The sequence below is a fragment of the Colwellia sp. NW0002-52-1 genome, from assembly GCF_057550865.1.
This window is the reverse complement of sequence record NZ_BAAJLU010000015.1, coordinates 1-17,374: the sequence shown is the minus strand read 5'-3', so window position 1 is coordinate 17,374 and position 17,374 is coordinate 1. Positions and strand designations below refer to the sequence as shown.

The window sequence follows — 17,374 nt, the reverse complement described above, 5'->3', positions numbered from 1 at the left end:
CTTAGTATTTAGCAACAAGGCTTACATCGTCATTTGTTGACAAGGTAAAGGCGATATCTGCTGTATCAATAGTGACAGTGGTTGGGCTAATTGGCATACCAGGGCCTACTCGTGCTGGGCCATTTACAGCGATAATATCGCCTTTATTTAAGCCTGAAGTAATAGCGCGAAGTTTTCCGTATCGTTCACCCACTTCAACCAGTTTGTATTCTAAAATGTTGTTTTCACCAACGGTTAATACAAAACGGTTTTTCAAGTCTGTGCCAATAGCACGTTCAGGAATAATGACTTGCTTTGTAATGGCGTTAGCGGCAAGTTTAATACGAGCAAATGAACCGGCACGCAAAGTGTCGTTAACTTCATTATGTTGACCTTCAAAAATAGCTCGCACGCGCAAAGTACCTGTTGACGGGTTAATGCGGTTATCAATAAAGTTAATGTAACCTTCGTGCTTGTAGTTTTGCTGTCCTACTTTTTGCATAACAACTTGTTGTTTGCTTTCGGTAGTAACATCGGCAAATTTGCTATTCCAGGTGCGTTCATCAATATCAAAATAGGCATACATTTCATCATTTGAAACAATAGACGTTAATACGCTTTGTCCAGCAAGCACGTTGTTACCACGGGTAATATTTGCACGTGAAATTATGCCGTTAATTGGTGAACGAATTGCCGTAAATTCTAAATCAAGTTGAGCTGAAGTAAGCTGTGCTTGTAATGCAGCTAATTGTGCTTCGCGTTGATGTAAGGTAGACGTTCTCGCTTGCGCTTGTTCGGTTGATATAGCGTTACGCTCAGTTAATCGCACGGCACGCTTAGCTTCACTTTGTGCTTGATCTAAAGCGGCATGTGCACTCAAAATTTGCGCTTCTAAGCTAGCAACAACCGCAGCAAAAGGGCGGTCGTCAAGTTGAAATAATAAATCGCCTTGTTTAACGCTATCGCCTTCCTTAAAAGCAATTTTGTTAATAACACCTGAAACGCGCGGCATTAATGCAACTTCTTCAGGCGACTCTAAACGACTAGTATAAACATGCCAGTTTTGAACAGGCTCAATTAATACCTCAGCTACATCGATAGGTTGCAATGGTTGCGATGCTGTTTTTTGCGCGGGTGCTTCAGAACATGCCGTAAGTACTAAGCTGATTGATATAATACTGGCGGCAATAAATAATTTTTTGCTCATACTGTTTCTCTTTCGGTCAAATTGACACTACATAAAATAATAGCGCTATGATACGGATTGTATTCGTGCAAAAACAGTGTGATTTTTTAATAACATTAGTGCTAAAATGGCACCAATGAAATTGTTGAAGGATATAAAATGGATACAACAAGTCGGCTGTTAATGTTGCTTGATGTGGTTGAATTAGGCTCGTTTGCTAACGCAGCACAAACCAAAAATATTGACCGTTCAGTAATTTCCAAACAAATTAGTCGGTTAGAGGATGACTTAGGCGTAAGGCTGTTAAATAGAACAACCCGCTCATTTTCTTTAACGGCCGCTGGCGCAGAAATGGTTAAGAAGGCTAGAGAGTTAAGAGACTTGCTCGGGCAAACCGTTCGACTAGCTGAAAACTATCATCAAGAGCCGCGTGGGGTTTTAAAAATAACGTCATCTAGCATTATTGCCAAACTTTACTTACAGCCGGTAATTAATGATTTTCAAAAGCGCTTTCCGCAAGTAGAAGTTGAATTACGCTTGGATGATCGCGTGGTTGATATTGTCGCTGAGGGTTTCGACTTAGCTTTTAGAGTTGGTGAACCCAAAGATTCTACCTTAATTGCCCGAAAAATTGCCCGTAATCGCCTGGCTATTTTGGCGTCACCAGAATTTATTAATACTTATGGAGCGCCTAAAACTATTGATGAACTCGCACTTCTACCTGCTGCTACCTATGCCAGCAACTCCTTAAGAGTTAACAGTATTAACTATATTGATAAAGATGGTAATCACAAAGAAAAAACCATTAAGAGTGTTTTTCGCGCGAATGATGGTGAGGTACTTTTATTAAAAGCCTTGTCAGGTACTGCCTTTATTGTATTGCCTTCATTCATTCTCGCTAAAGAGGTTATAGAAGGGCAGCTAGTGCCTTTGCTACCAAGTTTACATTTATCAGATTTCAGTGCTATGTATGCGGTATATCCACACAGAGATTTACCCGTAAGAACACGGTTGTTTTTTGACGCAGTACGAGAGCATATTGGTAAAGACTCGCCAATTTGGGAAAATAACATTCCAAATTTTGAACAGCTATATCAAGGATAAACCACACATTGTTAATGTATGAGCTATAAATATATCGCTTATTAAAATGTAGTTTAGGTATTAAAAATTTTATTGAATATCCACCAAGAATAATTGTTTGAGCTTGGTGATTTATTGTGCAAGTATGACTGAGTAAATAACGTTTTACGTATGATAAAAATAAGAGAATTTAAAAGGAGTTTATTTTGAATTATTCAATAAAAAATACATTAAAGCCTATTTCAATTCTAGGTATAATTTCAGTTTTATCAGCGTGTGGGGGCGGAGAACACACTTATATTGGTGCACCAGAGCCTATAACCCCAACACCTATTACACCACCTGCAGTTTCAACACCTGTACCTTCATTTGACGATGACGGGGTATTATCTGCCAATATCCGCTGGACGGATTACGGCGTACCACATATTAAGGCCGATAATTTAGAAAGTATGTCTTACGGTGTAGGTTATGCCTTTGCTAAAGATAATATTTGCATACTCGCCGACCAAATCTTGAAATATAACTCGCAACGCGCAAAATATTATGGACCAGATTTAGTACCAGCCTCAGGAGATTCAGAGCATTTAATTAATGATTTCGGCTTTTTAACCATGGGAATAAGGGCACATGCCGAAGCAAACATTAATGCGCTGTCAGCCAATAGCCAAGCGTTATTGTCGGGTTATGCTCAAGGATATAATAAATACTTAGCGGATACTGGGGTTGGCAATATTGATGCCTCATGTGCCAATATGCCTTGGGTACAACCCATTACTAATATTGATATGCTAACTTACTCTCTAGGTATTGCTTTATTACCTGGCGCAGCTAACTTTTTAGGACCCATGTTTTTAGCCGCACCTCCGGGAGAAAGTTTTGCTCCTTATCCTCAAAATGCTGGCGTTAATAGTTATGTCGTGAATTCAAAGCCTGTTATTGAGCTACCTGAAAAAAATCCAAGCGATTTAGGCTCGAACGGTTGGGGTTTAGGTAAAGACAAAACCGAAAATGGCAAAGGCATGGTGTTGGCAAATCCGCATTTTCCACATACTGGTAATTTACGTTTTTGGCAATTTCATACCATTATTCCTGAGCATTTAAATGTTATGGGTGGCTCACTTACCGGTGTGCCAGGTGTGGTTAATATTGGCTTTAATGAAAATGTAGCTTGGACACATACTTTTTCAACTGCCGAACATTTTGTCATATATCAATTAACCTTAAACCCTGATGATCCTGCGCAAATGTCGCAAGTTATTGACGGCACAAATAGGTTAATTACCGGCAAAGAAATTGTTATCGATGTAGCGGTAGCGCCAGGCCAAACAATTAAACTCGCTAAAATGACTTATAGCACTCACCATGGCCCAATGGTGGTGGTACCCGGAAATTTTGAATGGGGCCCAGGTGGCAGTGCCTTTGCTATTAAAGATGCAAACTTAGGTAATGTGGATATTATTGACCATTGGCTTGCTATGAATTTAGCTGGCAATATCGACGAATTTAAACAAGCTTTTAAAGACTTCGACGGCGTTATATTCAACAATACAATGTCGGCTGACAGTGAAGGTAACGTTTTTTACATTGACGACTCTACAGTACCTCACTTAACCGACACGGCGATTAATGAATTAACGACTAATCCATTACTCATTGGTGTTAAACAAGTTGCTGGCTTTACGATTTTACCTGGGTTTTTATCTGCCTTTGATTTTGACCGAGCAGTACCTTATGAAAACGCTCCCAAATACTCAGGCACTGATTACGTTCAAAACTCAAATGACAGCTTTTGGCTAACTAATCTCAACTCGCCAATCACTGGAGTATCGCCGTTATATGGCAAAGTTGATAATCAGCAGTCACTGCGCTCACGTTTGGCACATAAGTTAATAGACGATAGCGCTGGCAGTGATGGTTTATTTAACCCTGTAGAGGTTGAACAAGCGTTATTCAATAACCGTAATTACCTAGCTGAAAATATACTCACAGAACTGTTAACTATTTGCCAAGCGCAAGGAAACACTGCGGTTATGGTGGGTACACAAAGTGTCGATATTAGTGCTGGTTGTTCGGCCTTAGCCTTGTGGGATGGTCGAATGAATAAAGACAGCAGCTCTGCACATTTATTCAGAGAGTTTGCTTTTCAATTCGATAAAAATCCGCAATGGGTAAACAGCTTTTCACTAGAGCAAGTTACTACAACACCTAATGGCATAGTAAACAACAGCGTAACTTTGCAACAGTTTGCACAAGCTATTCTTAATGTAGAGTCTGCAGGTTTAGCGTTAGACGCAAGCTTAGGAACGGTGCAATTTGTTGAGCGCAGTTTACCTGATGGCACTGCAACTGGCGTGAAAATACCTTGGGCTGGCTCACATAATATAGAAGGGGGTTTTAATGTGTTTAGTACGCGCCCAGGTAACGATGGATCTTTAGTGCCTCGTCATGTGTATCCCGCGCAAAATAGCGACTCTATTTTAAGTGCAGAAGGTGGCGGTTATCATATTAATTACGGTAGCAGTTGGATGACTGTGGTTAACTTTACTGAAGAAGGCCCAGTAGCAAGAGGGTTATTAAGTTATTCACAATCATCAGAATATGGCAGTGATCATAACTTAGATCAAAGCCTACTATATTCACAACAGCCGCAGCTTAGACCTTTACGCTTTACTGAAGCTGATATTGAAGCCAATAAAGTCAGTGAAATAACCATTAGCTCTGCTGAAGAATAATTCAGCCAAGCTGGTAACTAAAAAGCAAGTGACAAAAAAGCCCGTATAACAATTATGTTATACGGGCTTTTTAATGTGTTTTTTGTTACTAACTGGTAATTGAAGCAAGCTCTAAGGTAACTTGGTCTAAACCTAAGTCTGATATTCTGCGGTTTAATTCAGACTGTTTGCTACTAATTAAAGATATACCTTCAACAATCATGTCGTAGGCTTTCCATTCTTGGGTTTGAGAGTCTTTGCGCATTTGAAACGTAATATGGATATCTGGCTTACCAGTATCAATAATTTTAACATCAACTGAAGCAGACTTAGCGTTATCTTTTAACTTGCCTTCTGGCTCAAATAATACTTTTTGATCACTGTATTGCATTAGGGCATTGGCGTAAGTACGTACTAAATATGAACGCATAGCGGTAATAAAGTTTACGCGTTGCTCTTTAGTGGTATTTCTTAAGTGCTTGCCTAAAATTTTAAACGACGCATATTGGTAATCTACCGATGGCATCAATTCTTCTTCAACAATATCTCGCATTAAATCAGGGAATTTTTTTAAAGCATCTTGTTTATCAGCAATTTTAGAAAACAGCTTGTTACCTGTTACTTCGATTACTTGATAAGGTGAAGCCTGTGTAGTCGCTTCAGCTGCGATACTGACTTGTAAAAAATTAGTGAGCAATACAATCAGTAGTAAGAGCTTTTTCATGTTGGTCCTTGGAAATACAGTTAATGTAAAGTGATTCAGAATTGTCGCCATTATACATACCGACCGCGCGGTCTGTAAATAGCATTTAGGTGTAAGCTAGTCGATAAAGTGTTAAGAATTGTTATCTTTAAATGAAATTTTTTTCCACTATCGTTTTAGCTGACGTATGTAACGGCAAAGCTCTTTAATCACTTTATCAAATAACTCTTTGTTTAATGAGCTTTTACTTAAACTTGAAGAGCCATGAAATGTTGAAACAATAAAATAGGCAACTTGGCTAAAATCAAGATCAGGTTGTAATTGTTGGCTAACGCGGGCTAAATTTGTAGAAATTAATAAATTTAGTTGTTGTTGCATTGCTAATATTCTAATTCTAAAACCTTCATCCACACCCGACATCTCTTGGCAGAGGTTGTTTAAAGGGCAGCCGCATACAAGTTCGTCGCAACTCATGGTATTAGACATTTCACTGAAAAACTCGCACAAGCCTTCTATCGGATCTTCAGCTTCTACGGTAGGTTGCCAAAGCGCAATAAAAGCTGGCGCGTAAACTTCTTCAAATACCGCGTACCCAAGCTCCATTTTATTAGCAAAATGATGATATAAAGCGCCTTTTGAAATTTCACAGCGCGCTAAAATACAAGATAGGCTCGTAGCCGTAAAACCTTTTTTATGGATTTCATCAGCACTAACTTCTAATATTTTAAGACGAGTTTGCTCTGAGTCTCTCATGAGATTACCTAAAAACACTTTAGTAGAATAATAACTCTATTCTAACCGACCGTTTGGTCGGTTGCAAAGGTAAACTACGAGAGAATTGTATAAGAATTGTTACTGAGCATGCCAAAAGCTAATTAGAGTCTTTTATAATAATGTTTAAATTTCTTGCATTGCATATCAATATCGACATGATAATTTTCATAATGCCTTACCCACAAAAATTTTTTAGAAAAGTTAAGAAGCCTGTAACCAACGTTGTTACAGGCTTCTTAACTTTCAGCGCTACTCAATTGTAGCACTTTGTTATGTTTCTAATTAACTTAAATCTAAAACGCTAGGAGTCTTCTGATTTATTGTCAGATTCACTTCGCCAGTAGCCTAGTTTTCCAAGCGCTTTCCATGCCCATTTTATCCAGCCTAAAAAGGCGAAACTTAGCCAAATTACCCAAACCAACATGATGCCTTTATAGAATATTGTTGAAATACTTAAAACAGATACTTGTGGTAGCAAGCCATTAGTTTTGTCTGAAAACCATTGCAGATGATTACCATATGAATAGTTACCTTCGACACCCATACTCGGTGAGCTCAATAAACTTACTGGCACAACTGACAGTAGCGAGAAAATTGCCACAACGGATAATGCATATAATAACAATTGCGATGTGTTGTATGATAATTGGCTCATGTCTTTTGAGCGATATCCACTGGCAGTTATCGATGCAAACCAAAGAGCTATTAGCATTAATACTCCCCAATTACTTAAACTTAATCCAACGCCTAAGACAATCCAACTTATTGTGTTCAAAGGAGAAAACTTCACTCTTGATACTAATAAAGCCAATAAAATAAAAGCTAATAACTCTCCCCAGTAAAGTATTGCTGGCCCAAGTAGAGGGCCTTTTGCCCACAATATCCAACGCTGACTATTCAAATCAATAATGCTAGTGATATTACTTACGGGCGCATTTAAGTTTATTTCAGGCGCTGACAATAATAATTGCTCTGAAACACTCGCACGCATCAATATGTTCACATTATGATTACCAGGCAGAACAGGAATTGCTAACTTTCCGTCTTCTAATTGTAGGTTAATCAGCTTGTTATCTGTTCTGATTTCTTTTAATTGATAATTTACAGGAAGATCTATGACATGCTCCCCACCACGAGTACTGCGATAATCAAAAGTTAAGTTTAATTTTGAAGTTCGTGTGCCTTGTTCAATGGTGTAATTAACAGAATCAATTGCTAAAACATGACCTTTAACTGCATGTGGTCTAGTAACCGTTAACGCTAAACTTTCTCCAGGGTATGGGTAGAATGAAGAAATAAAATAATCATTATTATTTTGTTCCTCTAATATAATCGGTAATCCGCTAAGATTTGCATGCCATGCCGGACTAACAATTACTCGCCATTGTTCAATGAGTGGCTGATCAGGCTTTGCATGTAACTTTAATACTGCTTGTCGATCAATAGTTGATCCCCATGTAAATAAGTTTTCACCCGCTGGAATTGTTACTTCAACTTGTTCATTTTCGACAAAAATACCCGCACTGGTAATATTTTCACCGGATAAAGTAGGAACTTTTATATTAATAGAGCCGCTACTAGGCGCTATACGCTCAACTTTGGTACGGATAGTCCATAATTGATCTATAGACAATTCTCTTGTTACTTTAACAAATGGCTGTGTTTTACTGCGAGTAGATAGCTGTTCGGTACCTTTTTGCTTTTTCAGCGTTGCCAAAAACTCTAAAGCATTGCCATTTAAGCTGTTACCTTGGCTACCTATAACTTCCCAAGCATCTGTCGTTAATATTTTTACGTGCTTAGGTTTGTCTCTGAACTCTAGTTGAAATACATCAACAGGTGCTACCCGACCCAATAAAGTGATCTTAGATATCCCTTTGGAAACTGGAATATATACCCAACCTTTCTGTTTAAATAAACTCCCTATTGGCTTTTTATTTACATTTTCACCAAGCGATAGGTTTTCTGGTCGCCAAAATTCAGATTTTGGTATAGCCAACGCGGTATCTGCATTGGCATGAACAGACATCACTAAGGTTAAATACTTTGCATCGATACTAACGCGTAAGTCATTGATAGCAACACAGTCAGGAGCACACAAAGGCGCTTCAGTTACGCTTACTTTTAGTTCGTCTAGCAAGTGTTTGTTTGGAAAGTCTGCTGCTTCGGCATTCGGAGCGTAACTAGGTATTAAAATAAATAATGCCAATGCAGTTGCGACCGCTTTAGGTTGAATTTTTGTATAGGCGTATTTAATGACATCTTTTAATATTAAAAATAGCCATAGTATGGTCAAAAATATGCCCAATATTTTAATTAATCGATAGCTGGTTTTCGATAATACAATAACATCGAATACTTGATCTTTAGCAACAGGGCTATTCCATTGAATTTGATAACTCTTCCATTGCCAGTTAGGAATACCAGACCCTGCTTGCATTACCGCATCAGATTGATAGCGCTCCATGATAGAGTTGGCGTTTTTTAATCGACTTCCTGTAACTTGTATTCTTTCAACTTCTTCGTCTTGCATACTGGAATAAGAGGCGATTTCTTTACGCATAGCGCCGACCTCTGTCACAATATTTTGGCTCATTCTAGATTGATTACTAAAACTTTCGACAGATGACGATCGTGATTCCAGTTGAGGGTGTATTACGGTACGTAATTGTGTCGCAGAAAATAATAATATTGCGCCAATAGCAACTGTAATGCTTGCTCCCCAATAGACTTTAACTAATGCTCTCATCCGTTCAAACGGCTGATGTTTTTTGATAGCTATGGCCAATAGTAAATTAATTATCACTATTACAGGAGCACTAGTCTCTTGGTAAATAACCAGCAGCATGAGCGCAGTGGCAATACCCGCGGTAATATTAATCAAGCGACTTGCCATTAAAGAAGACAATAAAACAATAAAGCTTGCCCAAATTGTCCAACTTGACCACCAACTGTTCGATACTCTGTCGGCACCGAATACCGCAAACAATTTATTACCCGGAGGAAGATTTAGTTGCACAGATACACTTTCAAAGTCGCTATCCCAGCCTGTTACGGGTAATTGTTTTTCAGCATTGATAATTCCTCTGGCTTGAACGTTCACCTGAGGATAACGATTTTCAACGCCTCTCTCATCTTCTGCTGTTGTAGTAATTAATACTGAACCATCTTGGTCTTCTGCTGACTCTAATAAGTACGGTGATTTCATACTTAAACGCCAATCACTTATCATTGCACCAGCAATATGATCGTTAAAAGTGAAAGATGAATTATCAAATGAAAGCCATAAGGTACGGTTCAATTTTAATTGATTTTCTAAATGTAAGGGCTTGCCTCTATGTTGAATAGCATAACTTAGCGAATCATCGGTATTAACTAAATAGCTAGGTAACTCATACCATGTGCTAGGCATATCTGCTTGACTACTATCCACCATTTTTGCGCCATTAATTTTACCCAAGCGCAAATTTTCATGTCCTTCAAAAACCCAAATTTCTTCCTTTGGCCAATAATGAGATTTTTCAGGCCGACTCCAAGATAATAACGTGGCTTGCGCATAGGCATGAACTTTAATTTCCCAGCTTCCTGGTTTTAATTTCGCGTGTAATATTCCATCACCATCTAGAAAAGATGAAATTTCAGAGTCAATTCCAATGAGTTCAAAACCTTTTGGTAAAACCTTCCCTAATTTTACTTCTCTCATTTTCCCTGACACATTGATACTGATGAAAGTATCAAGCTTTATGTAAGCACCATCGGTTATGCGTCGAGCAACCGAAATATCAATGGAGTCTTGTTTTTCTTGGTTGACTTCAAATTTTTGTAGCCATAAGTCGTTAGTTTCTATTTTAGGAAATTCAATTGTTTGGTTATTAATGGTCATTTTTACAAATGCATATTGCGGAGGAATAGAGATGCTTTCTGGGATTTTTAACCATTCAAATTTACCTTCTATCAAATATGAACCCTTCACTAATTCAATAGCAGGTTTATCTTTATGATTAAAAACGGGGACATATTTTTTATTAACGCTTACAAGTAACGGCCAGTTCTTCTCATTTCCCGGTAAAGTGATAATACTTTTAGTTAATACCTGCCATGATTGTGTAAAGTTTGCTGAGCGCTCTTTAACATTTAACTCTAACGTACTAGGCCAAGCACAAATATGATTTTGTTTGTCTGAATACTGAGAGTTGTTAATGAAGGGACATGATAATTGTTCGCTACCTTTCATTACCCATGGCACCCATGGTGATAAAGGCTCTGGTATAGTGTCCTTCGCAAAAAGTGAAAACGAGATAAAAAATAGTAGGCAAGAAAAAATACTGAAGGTTATTTTAGTTTGTTTCACTGTTAACTCCTTGTGAATTTTTCTTTTATATTGCCCTTAAGGTAAGCGAGAAAGCAACTGTTTTTACTTTATTGCAAAGCTAATAAATATTAATCATTAAGAAACCACAAGCCGCCTGTAGTGATCTGCGTTGGATTTAGTTTCTACACATAAACAGATATGACAACATCATCGGTCTTTCGACTCTTTTATTAGCTCGTATGTGCATAGCTTGCTGTATGAATCAGCTAGCTATGCATCTTGAGTTTTTCAGTTGTTTGGCGCTAAAGTAAACTTGATACAGCTAAATATAAAAGAGCCGTTACATAAGGCCTATTAGCAACCAGTAATCGTTTGTGTAAAGGTTGGTGCGCGGGTTGATCTTGCTGAAATATAACGAACTTTACAGTTTGCTGGGTCTGGTGCATCGAGTGCTCGCACGTCAATTGCGCCTAACTGGCCACTACAATTACCACCAACCCAAGAAAAATTAGCGCTAGTTTCTACTGCTTTAGCTATACCATTAGGGTGAGGGCAGGGATACCCACAACGCAATGTGATCACATCACTACCTATTGCGATAGTAGGATCAGTAGCACAGTCAGTTTTACTTTCTACTCTTGCTTTCATATTTACTAATTTAGTCGCTGAGCGCATTGCCCCTTCTAAAGAGTCGAGTGTCGCTATACGTGCATCAGTACTGAGATCTATAAATTTAGGTGCTGCAGTTGCTGCTAGTATGCCCAATATTACGATAACGACTACAAGCTCGATAAGCGTAAATCCGTTACTTTGGCTTTTCATGTGGGTGCTCTCTTTCATGGTTTTAACGTTAACCATTTAATTAGTTAATGTAGTTGAATAACAAGGCAGTATATTTTTGGCGATTCAAGTAAGCATGATACTTCATAGACTTGTGCAGTAAAATAAAAAAATACGCTCTCTTCTTTATCGCTATAAAATAGAGCACCCACATAATTGAATCGATACTAAAATCATTATATGGGTGGATAAGTACTTTAAAAATTAAAGTGTTTATATTTTTTCAAGCTTTCCTATTGGGTCATCAAGCGATTCTGGTGGAATAGTAAACCATTGCGGGCCATTGTTGGTCATATAAATACAGTCTTCAAGCCGCACGCCAAACTCACCTTGAATATATATACCTGGTTCATTTGAGAAGCACATGCCAGGTTTTAAAAGCGTCGTTTCACCATGAACAAAGTTAACACTTTCATGACCTTCCATGCCAATACCGTGTCCGGTTCTGTGTGATAAACCCGGTAATTTATAGCCAGGACCAAAGCCTTTTGTTTGATAAAATTTACGTACAGCGTCATCAACTAAACCTGCCTGAGTGCCAATTTTTGCTTGTTCAAAAGCTATGTTTTGCCCTTCTCTTACGGTTTGCCAAACATCGTGTTGACGCTTAGTTGGCTCACCAAAGACAAAAGTGCGGCTAATATCTGATTGGTAGCCGTGAACATTACAGCCACAATCCATTAACACGATTGAGCCTTCGGTAAGTGTTTGTTTTTGTTTAGTACCGTGTGGGTAAGCACTTGCTTGATTAAACAATGCCATATTCCAAGCACCTTTGCCGCCCAATTGCGTTTGAGCCGTTTGCATTAATGCTTTTACGTCGCTTTGGCTCATACCCGCTTGTAGTTTTGAAAAAACATCGGCGTAGGCAAGTAAAGTAACTTCGTTTGCTTTATGCATTAATTCAAGCTCGTGCTGACTTTTATACATGCGACAACCACGCGTTACTGGTTCAGCACTCACATGTTGCATGTTTGGCAGTGCTGACATTACGCCGCTTAGAACAAAGTATCGAACCGAGTTTTCAAAAGCGACTTTGCCTTTGTTTAGTCCTGAGTCTTTTAAAATGTTTGTAATTAATGTGAAAGGGCTTTCGTGCTCTTGCCAAACGCGAATGTCATCGCCTATAGCTAAACTTTCACGAACGCTAGGCTCTTCGAAAAAAGGACATACAACCGATACTTTACCTTCGCGTGGAATAATTACAGCGGTTAAGCGTTCGCTTCGCCACCATTGTATGCCTGAAAAATAATCCATGGCAGCACCAGGCTCAAGCACCAATGCTGAAATATCTAATGCTTGCATTAACTTTTGCGCCTGACTAATTCGTTTAAGTCGTTCTGCAGGGCTAATGCCTTTAATATCGGTAGTGATAGATTTAAGCGTCGACGACTGTGATTTATTTACAGTAGATTTGCCTGCTAAAGGGGCAGCTAAGCTTGCTGAAGTGAGTGTTTGACTGGCTAATGCCATAGTAGCAACGCTTGCGCTACTAGCTTTTAAAAAATTTCTTTTACTGATCTTCATGGCTTTCCCTATATAAAATAAAATGTTACTTAGAGAGTAACTAAACTTAATAGCTTAACGCTAGCGCTTATTTTATTTCTGAGCAAGCTGTTACCGATAAATAGCCAGTTTTATGGGATGTGTGAAATAGCTTAAATAACGGTATTAGCGTTCAGGTTAATGTAATAAAATAGCTGAGCTGTTATTGCGCTACTTACAGCGTTAAAGTACTTAAAGTTTACATCTAGTAAATAATCTAAACTACGAGTGTAAATTCGATGATCTTTAAGTGAGTAAAATAAGGTAAAATCATGCATTTTATCTTGATCAAGTTAATCACTAAATTAAAACAGAAGCAGCACATCAATTTATGGCGAAACCAAATAAGAAAGGTCCGACAAAAACCGTTGATATTTTTTGTGTAGCATGCAATTGCTTGTTATTTAAATACCGTAAAGGCGGCAAAGGGGCATTAGTAAAATGTTTTAAAGAACGAATTAGTCAAGACCATACTTTAGAGCCATGTGTTTGCCCTAAATGTCAAAAATCGTTTGCTCGCGAAAGCTTAATTCGGGGGCTGCCAGCTTATAAATTTATTGGCGGCAAAGTTTGGTTTAAGTAATGCTGATAATCCAAGTTAACTGAACTTAACTCTACTATGTAACACCTTCAAAGTGTAAGTTAGCAGAGCAGAGTAGAGGCATGTCTAGCCATAACAACTAACCTATGTGACTGAATAAAAAAATATAAATTTGATTGTGGAATATTTTAAAGTGATCAATAAACTGTTTCGCTTGGTATTAATATTTAACCTGAACTCTGGATAAGCAGCACTTGCTCAACCCTCCCTTTTAACGCAGATAATGGCATAAAATGAAGCTTTGATGGTGTAAATTCGTGATGTACACTTGGCTATAGTATTTACTTTAACACCTACGCTTTTGATTCACTTGAGTATCAAGCACTCATTTATCCAGAGTTTAGGTTATTTAAATAAACCGTTTTTTTAGTTAGTCATCTCTAAAAATTAAATAACTTCTTTCTAAAGTTTATCCTTTCGAAAATCCACATAACCCGTTAGCGAGTAAGCTAAAAATTTATTTTTAAATATTTGCATTTATTTTTTTACTTTTCAAATTAATGACCTAGTCTTTATTAATACGTTGAACAATTTTTGATGTGTTATAGATTTTTCAAAATGCTGGTGGTCAATAAATATGGATGTTTATTTAAAAAAGATTTTTAGTGCATTTCGTTTGCTTGTTATTTTTCAAATGCTTGTTACATCATTCAATGTGAAAGCAGTAGAAACATGTGAAGCTGTCTTTGTTGCGAGCAGTGGTGTAGCGACAATTAATAGCGCAGATGCAGAGTTAATTAATTTTATTACCGGTGGGCTACTGGGTCTTAATGTAAAACTCTCTGTTGCTGACACCGAATATAGCGCTTTATTAGCGGCAGGTATAGAGTTAGAAAGTTACCTAGACACTTTGGCGGTTGACCTTAGTGTTGCAAATAAATCTGATGCTGTTGCTGCAAACATAACTTTAGTGCAAGCCATTGATGCCGCCATAACGGTATTACAAGTCCAAGGCGGTAATACACTCGCCATTGCAACCCTAAATTCGATTAAAGTTCAGGCGCCCGTTGGTACTTTTTCATTTTCTGATGTTATAGATTTAAACGCAGAAGATAGCGCCGTATTATCTACTACCGTTAATTTGCTAGACTTTCACATGTTGATAGTACAAGCATTTAACCATCAAAATGCTATTAGTGCTCAAAACATTTCTTTAAATTTATCTAGCCTCGGACTCGATGGCACTGTTGGCCCGTTGTCTGTTTCACTTGGAGACATATCGGCCGCTTTAATTGCTGTTGAAGGGCCTAAATTGGTTAGTGGCCCAGTGGGTACGGCTTTTACTACTTCGTCTATTCGGTTAAGAATATTAGCAGACCTAGTTGATGTAGCTGCAGCACCTTTATCGCTCGGCGTGGCAAGTGTTGCGGTAACGCTTACAGACTTTGAAATTTATGCTGATGTTGCAAGAGCAAATGGTACGGTAGATCAGCTTTCGTATTTATCTCAAACCCTGCGACTCAATGTAACACCAGGAGTTGCAAGCTTATATTTGGGCCAAATTAGTGCCGCTAATTTTAATGATAGAACATTAAACAGTAATATTGATTATGCAACAGAAGTGTCGCCGGTAACGATAGGCAGTATTGATATTAGTGTTATTGGCAGTAGTGAAACTATTGCGTTGCAAGCACGCGCAAATGCTAATGCGAATGGTAGTTTAGAAAGTCTTAATTTTATGGCTCCATTTCCTGAAAGCCAAACGACTACAGCAGGTGCTAGCATTATCAATACACTGCTGACTTCTTTAATAAGTAATACTGAGCTGTCACTTACAGTTGGTCCGATTTTAGTTGATCCTACTTTATTATTAAATTTAGTTAAAAGCCTCGTCTTAGATGATATTTTATCACCTGTTATCAGTAGCATATTAACGAATCTTGCTGATCCTGTTTTGAGTGCGTTAGGAGTTAGTATTGGCAATGCTACTGAAAAAGTATTTGCCATAAATGGCGATAGCTGTATACCAACAATTGATAGTTTAAATACTGCTGACTCTTCACCGCTACTGAGTGGTTTAGCGTATCGCTCGACAGAGGACTCTGAGCTATTAACTATTGAATTAAACAATATTACTTATCAAGAAGGTATCGATTTTGTAGTCACAAATAATCAATGGTCGTTAACTGTACCTCCTGGAGATTCTCTGTCTGAAGGGACTTACAATGTGATAGCCACCGTGACTGATGGCATAGATAGTATTGTAGACCAGAGTAATGCCGAGTTAACCATTGATTTAACTCGGCCTTCAATTCAAATTCAAAATGTTCCAAGCAATAGCAGTGCTGCTTTTACTGCTACTTTTTTGTTTAGCGAGCCGGTAAATAATTTTACCATTGGCGATATAATCGTTTCTAATGGCAGTGTGAGTGATTTTACTTCCATTACAAGCAGTACTTATACGGCATTAATTTCGCCTATATCCGATGGTGCTGTTACTTTAGATGTGAATGCTAATTTAGCACAGGACATTGCAGGTAACTTGAATACTGCAGCGACTCAAGCAACCAGTACCTATGAGGCGACTCGTCCTTCTGTGGTTATCCAAGGTGTGCCCGTTACTTCTAACAGTGCTTTTACCGCAACGTTTGTTTTTAGCAGCAATGTCACAGGATTTATACTTAATGATATTAGTGTAGATAATGGTATTGCGAGTAATTTTCTTACCATTAATGGCAGTACTTATACGGCTGATATAACACCGTCAGCCAATGGAGTGGTAACGGTAGATGTGTTTGCTAATGTTGCACAAGATGGCTCAGGAAATTTAAACACTGCTGCTACTCAAGTGACTAATCAATATGATACGGTTCCACCGTCAGTTGCTATTCAAAGTGTGCCAGCTAATTCCAATATGGCTTTTACGGCGACTTTTGCTTTTAGCGAAGCCGTAACAGGGTTTAGTAATGGTGATATCACGCTAATAAATGCCACAGCAAGCAACTTTACTACTGTAAATAGTAGTACTTATAGCGCTTTGATCACACCGTTAACCGATGGTTTAGTCGCCTTAGATGTTGATGTAGGTGTTGCGCAAGACAGCGCTGGTAACTTAAATACGGCTGCGACCCAAGTGAACAGTCAATATGATACTAGCCGTCCTTCTGTCGTCATTCAAAATGTTCTGGCTGTAAGCTCGGCCCCATTTACAGCAACGTTTTCTTTTAGTGAAGCGGTAATTGATTTTACAGTGTCAGATATCGCTATTAGCAATGGTGCTGCAAGCAATTTTTCAGTGATTAATAGCAGCACCTATTCGGCCTTAATTTCGCCGAGTATTGGAGGGACTGTAACTATAGATGTTAATGCCAATGTTGCTCAAGACATTGCAGGCAACCAAAATACGGCTGCAGCTCAGGTTAGTAGTAATTATATTGCAACTTTGCCAACGGTAACGATTCAAAATGTCCCGGAAAATTCAAACACGGCATTTACCGCCACGTTTGCTTTTAGTGAAGCGGTCACTGGTTTTGAAGTGGGCGATATCTCGCTCATTAATGCGACAGCGAGCGCTTTTGCTTCGGTGAACAGTAGCACGTATACCGCTTTGATCACGCCATCGGCTGAGGGTTTAGTGACCTTGAATGTGGGAATTAATGTGGCGCAAGACAGTGTAGGTAACTTTAATATTGCTGCC

10 protein-coding genes are annotated in these 17,374 nt (G+C 38.4%); 4 read left to right on the top strand and 6 right to left on the bottom strand.

What is annotated here, in order from left to right:
- Window position 1: 1 nt before the first annotated feature.
- Entirely contained in the window at window positions 2-1,186 is a 1,185-nt protein-coding gene (locus AC27H3_RS13880) for an efflux RND transporter periplasmic adaptor subunit (protein ID WP_487107080.1), read from the bottom strand.
- Between the two features lie 138 nt (window positions 1,187-1,324).
- On the opposite strand from AC27H3_RS13880, the gene AC27H3_RS13875 reads away from it, so the two are divergent.
- Both AC27H3_RS13875 and AC27H3_RS13870 read left to right on the top strand, forming a co-directional pair.
- A complete protein-coding gene (locus tag AC27H3_RS13875) occupies window positions 1,325-2,269 on the top strand; it encodes a LysR family transcriptional regulator (RefSeq protein ID WP_487107079.1) in 945 nt (314 codons plus the stop codon).
- Between the two features lie 182 nt (window positions 2,270-2,451).
- Window positions 2,452-4,983 (top strand): acylase, encoded by a 2,532-nt coding sequence (locus AC27H3_RS13870; protein WP_487107185.1) that lies wholly within the window; start codon window positions 2,452-2,454, stop codon window positions 4,981-4,983.
- Window positions 4,984-5,071: 88 nt separating this feature from the next.
- Here the strand turns inward: AC27H3_RS13870 and AC27H3_RS13865 are convergent, their stop codons facing one another.
- From AC27H3_RS13865 to AC27H3_RS13845, 5 genes are all read right to left on the bottom strand, one after another.
- Window positions 5,072-5,686 (bottom strand): MlaC/ttg2D family ABC transporter substrate-binding protein, encoded by a 615-nt coding sequence (locus tag AC27H3_RS13865; protein ID WP_487107077.1) that lies wholly within the window; start codon window positions 5,684-5,686, stop codon window positions 5,072-5,074.
- Between the two features lie 147 nt (window positions 5,687-5,833).
- Window positions 5,834-6,418, bottom strand: a complete 585-nt coding sequence (locus AC27H3_RS13860) for a TetR/AcrR family transcriptional regulator (RefSeq protein WP_487107075.1) — start codon at window positions 6,416-6,418, stop codon at window positions 5,834-5,836.
- Between the two features lie 322 nt (window positions 6,419-6,740).
- Window positions 6,741-10,790, bottom strand: coding sequence for a hypothetical protein (locus tag AC27H3_RS13855; protein WP_487107074.1), 4,050 nt, complete (start codon window positions 10,788-10,790; stop codon window positions 6,741-6,743).
- A 315-nt stretch (window positions 10,791-11,105) separates the two neighbouring features.
- Entirely contained in the window at window positions 11,106-11,573 is a 468-nt protein-coding gene (locus tag AC27H3_RS13850; protein ID WP_487107072.1) for a type II secretion system protein, read from the bottom strand.
- A gap of 231 nt (window positions 11,574-11,804) precedes the next feature.
- Window positions 11,805-13,118 (bottom strand): M24 family metallopeptidase, encoded by a 1,314-nt coding sequence (locus AC27H3_RS13845; RefSeq protein ID WP_487107070.1) that lies wholly within the window; start codon window positions 13,116-13,118, stop codon window positions 11,805-11,807.
- A 349-nt stretch (window positions 13,119-13,467) separates the two neighbouring features.
- On the opposite strand from AC27H3_RS13845, the gene AC27H3_RS13840 reads away from it, so the two are divergent.
- Together AC27H3_RS13840 and AC27H3_RS13835 are read left to right on the top strand one after the other, a co-directional pair.
- Entirely contained in the window at window positions 13,468-13,719 is a 252-nt protein-coding gene (locus AC27H3_RS13840) for a hypothetical protein (RefSeq protein ID WP_487107068.1), read from the top strand.
- A 595-nt stretch (window positions 13,720-14,314) separates the two neighbouring features.
- Window positions 14,315-17,374, top strand: a 3,060-nt coding sequence (locus AC27H3_RS13835) for an Ig-like domain-containing protein (protein WP_487107067.1), incomplete at its 3' end; no start/stop codon positions are given.

Coding starts and splice junctions, on each gene's coding strand:
- AC27H3_RS13865 (WP_487107077.1), bottom strand. CDS start 5,686: ATGAAAAAGCTCTTACTACTGATTGTATTGCTCACTAATTTTTTACAA.
- AC27H3_RS13860 (WP_487107075.1), bottom strand. CDS start 6,418: ATGAGAGACTCAGAGCAAACTCGTCTTAAAATATTAGAAGTTAGTGCT.
- AC27H3_RS13850 (WP_487107072.1), bottom strand. CDS start 11,573: ATGAAAAGCCAAAGTAACGGATTTACGCTTATCGAGCTTGTAGTCGTT.
- AC27H3_RS13840 (WP_487107068.1), top strand. CDS start 13,468: ATGGCGAAACCAAATAAGAAAGGTCCGACAAAAACCGTTGATATTTTT.
- AC27H3_RS13875 (WP_487107079.1), top strand. CDS start 1,325: ATGGATACAACAAGTCGGCTGTTAATGTTGCTTGATGTGGTTGAATTA.
- AC27H3_RS13880 (WP_487107080.1), bottom strand. CDS start 1,186: ATGAGCAAAAAATTATTTATTGCCGCCAGTATTATATCAATCAGCTTA.
- AC27H3_RS13845 (WP_487107070.1), bottom strand. CDS start 13,118: ATGAAGATCAGTAAAAGAAATTTTTTAAAAGCTAGTAGCGCAAGCGTT.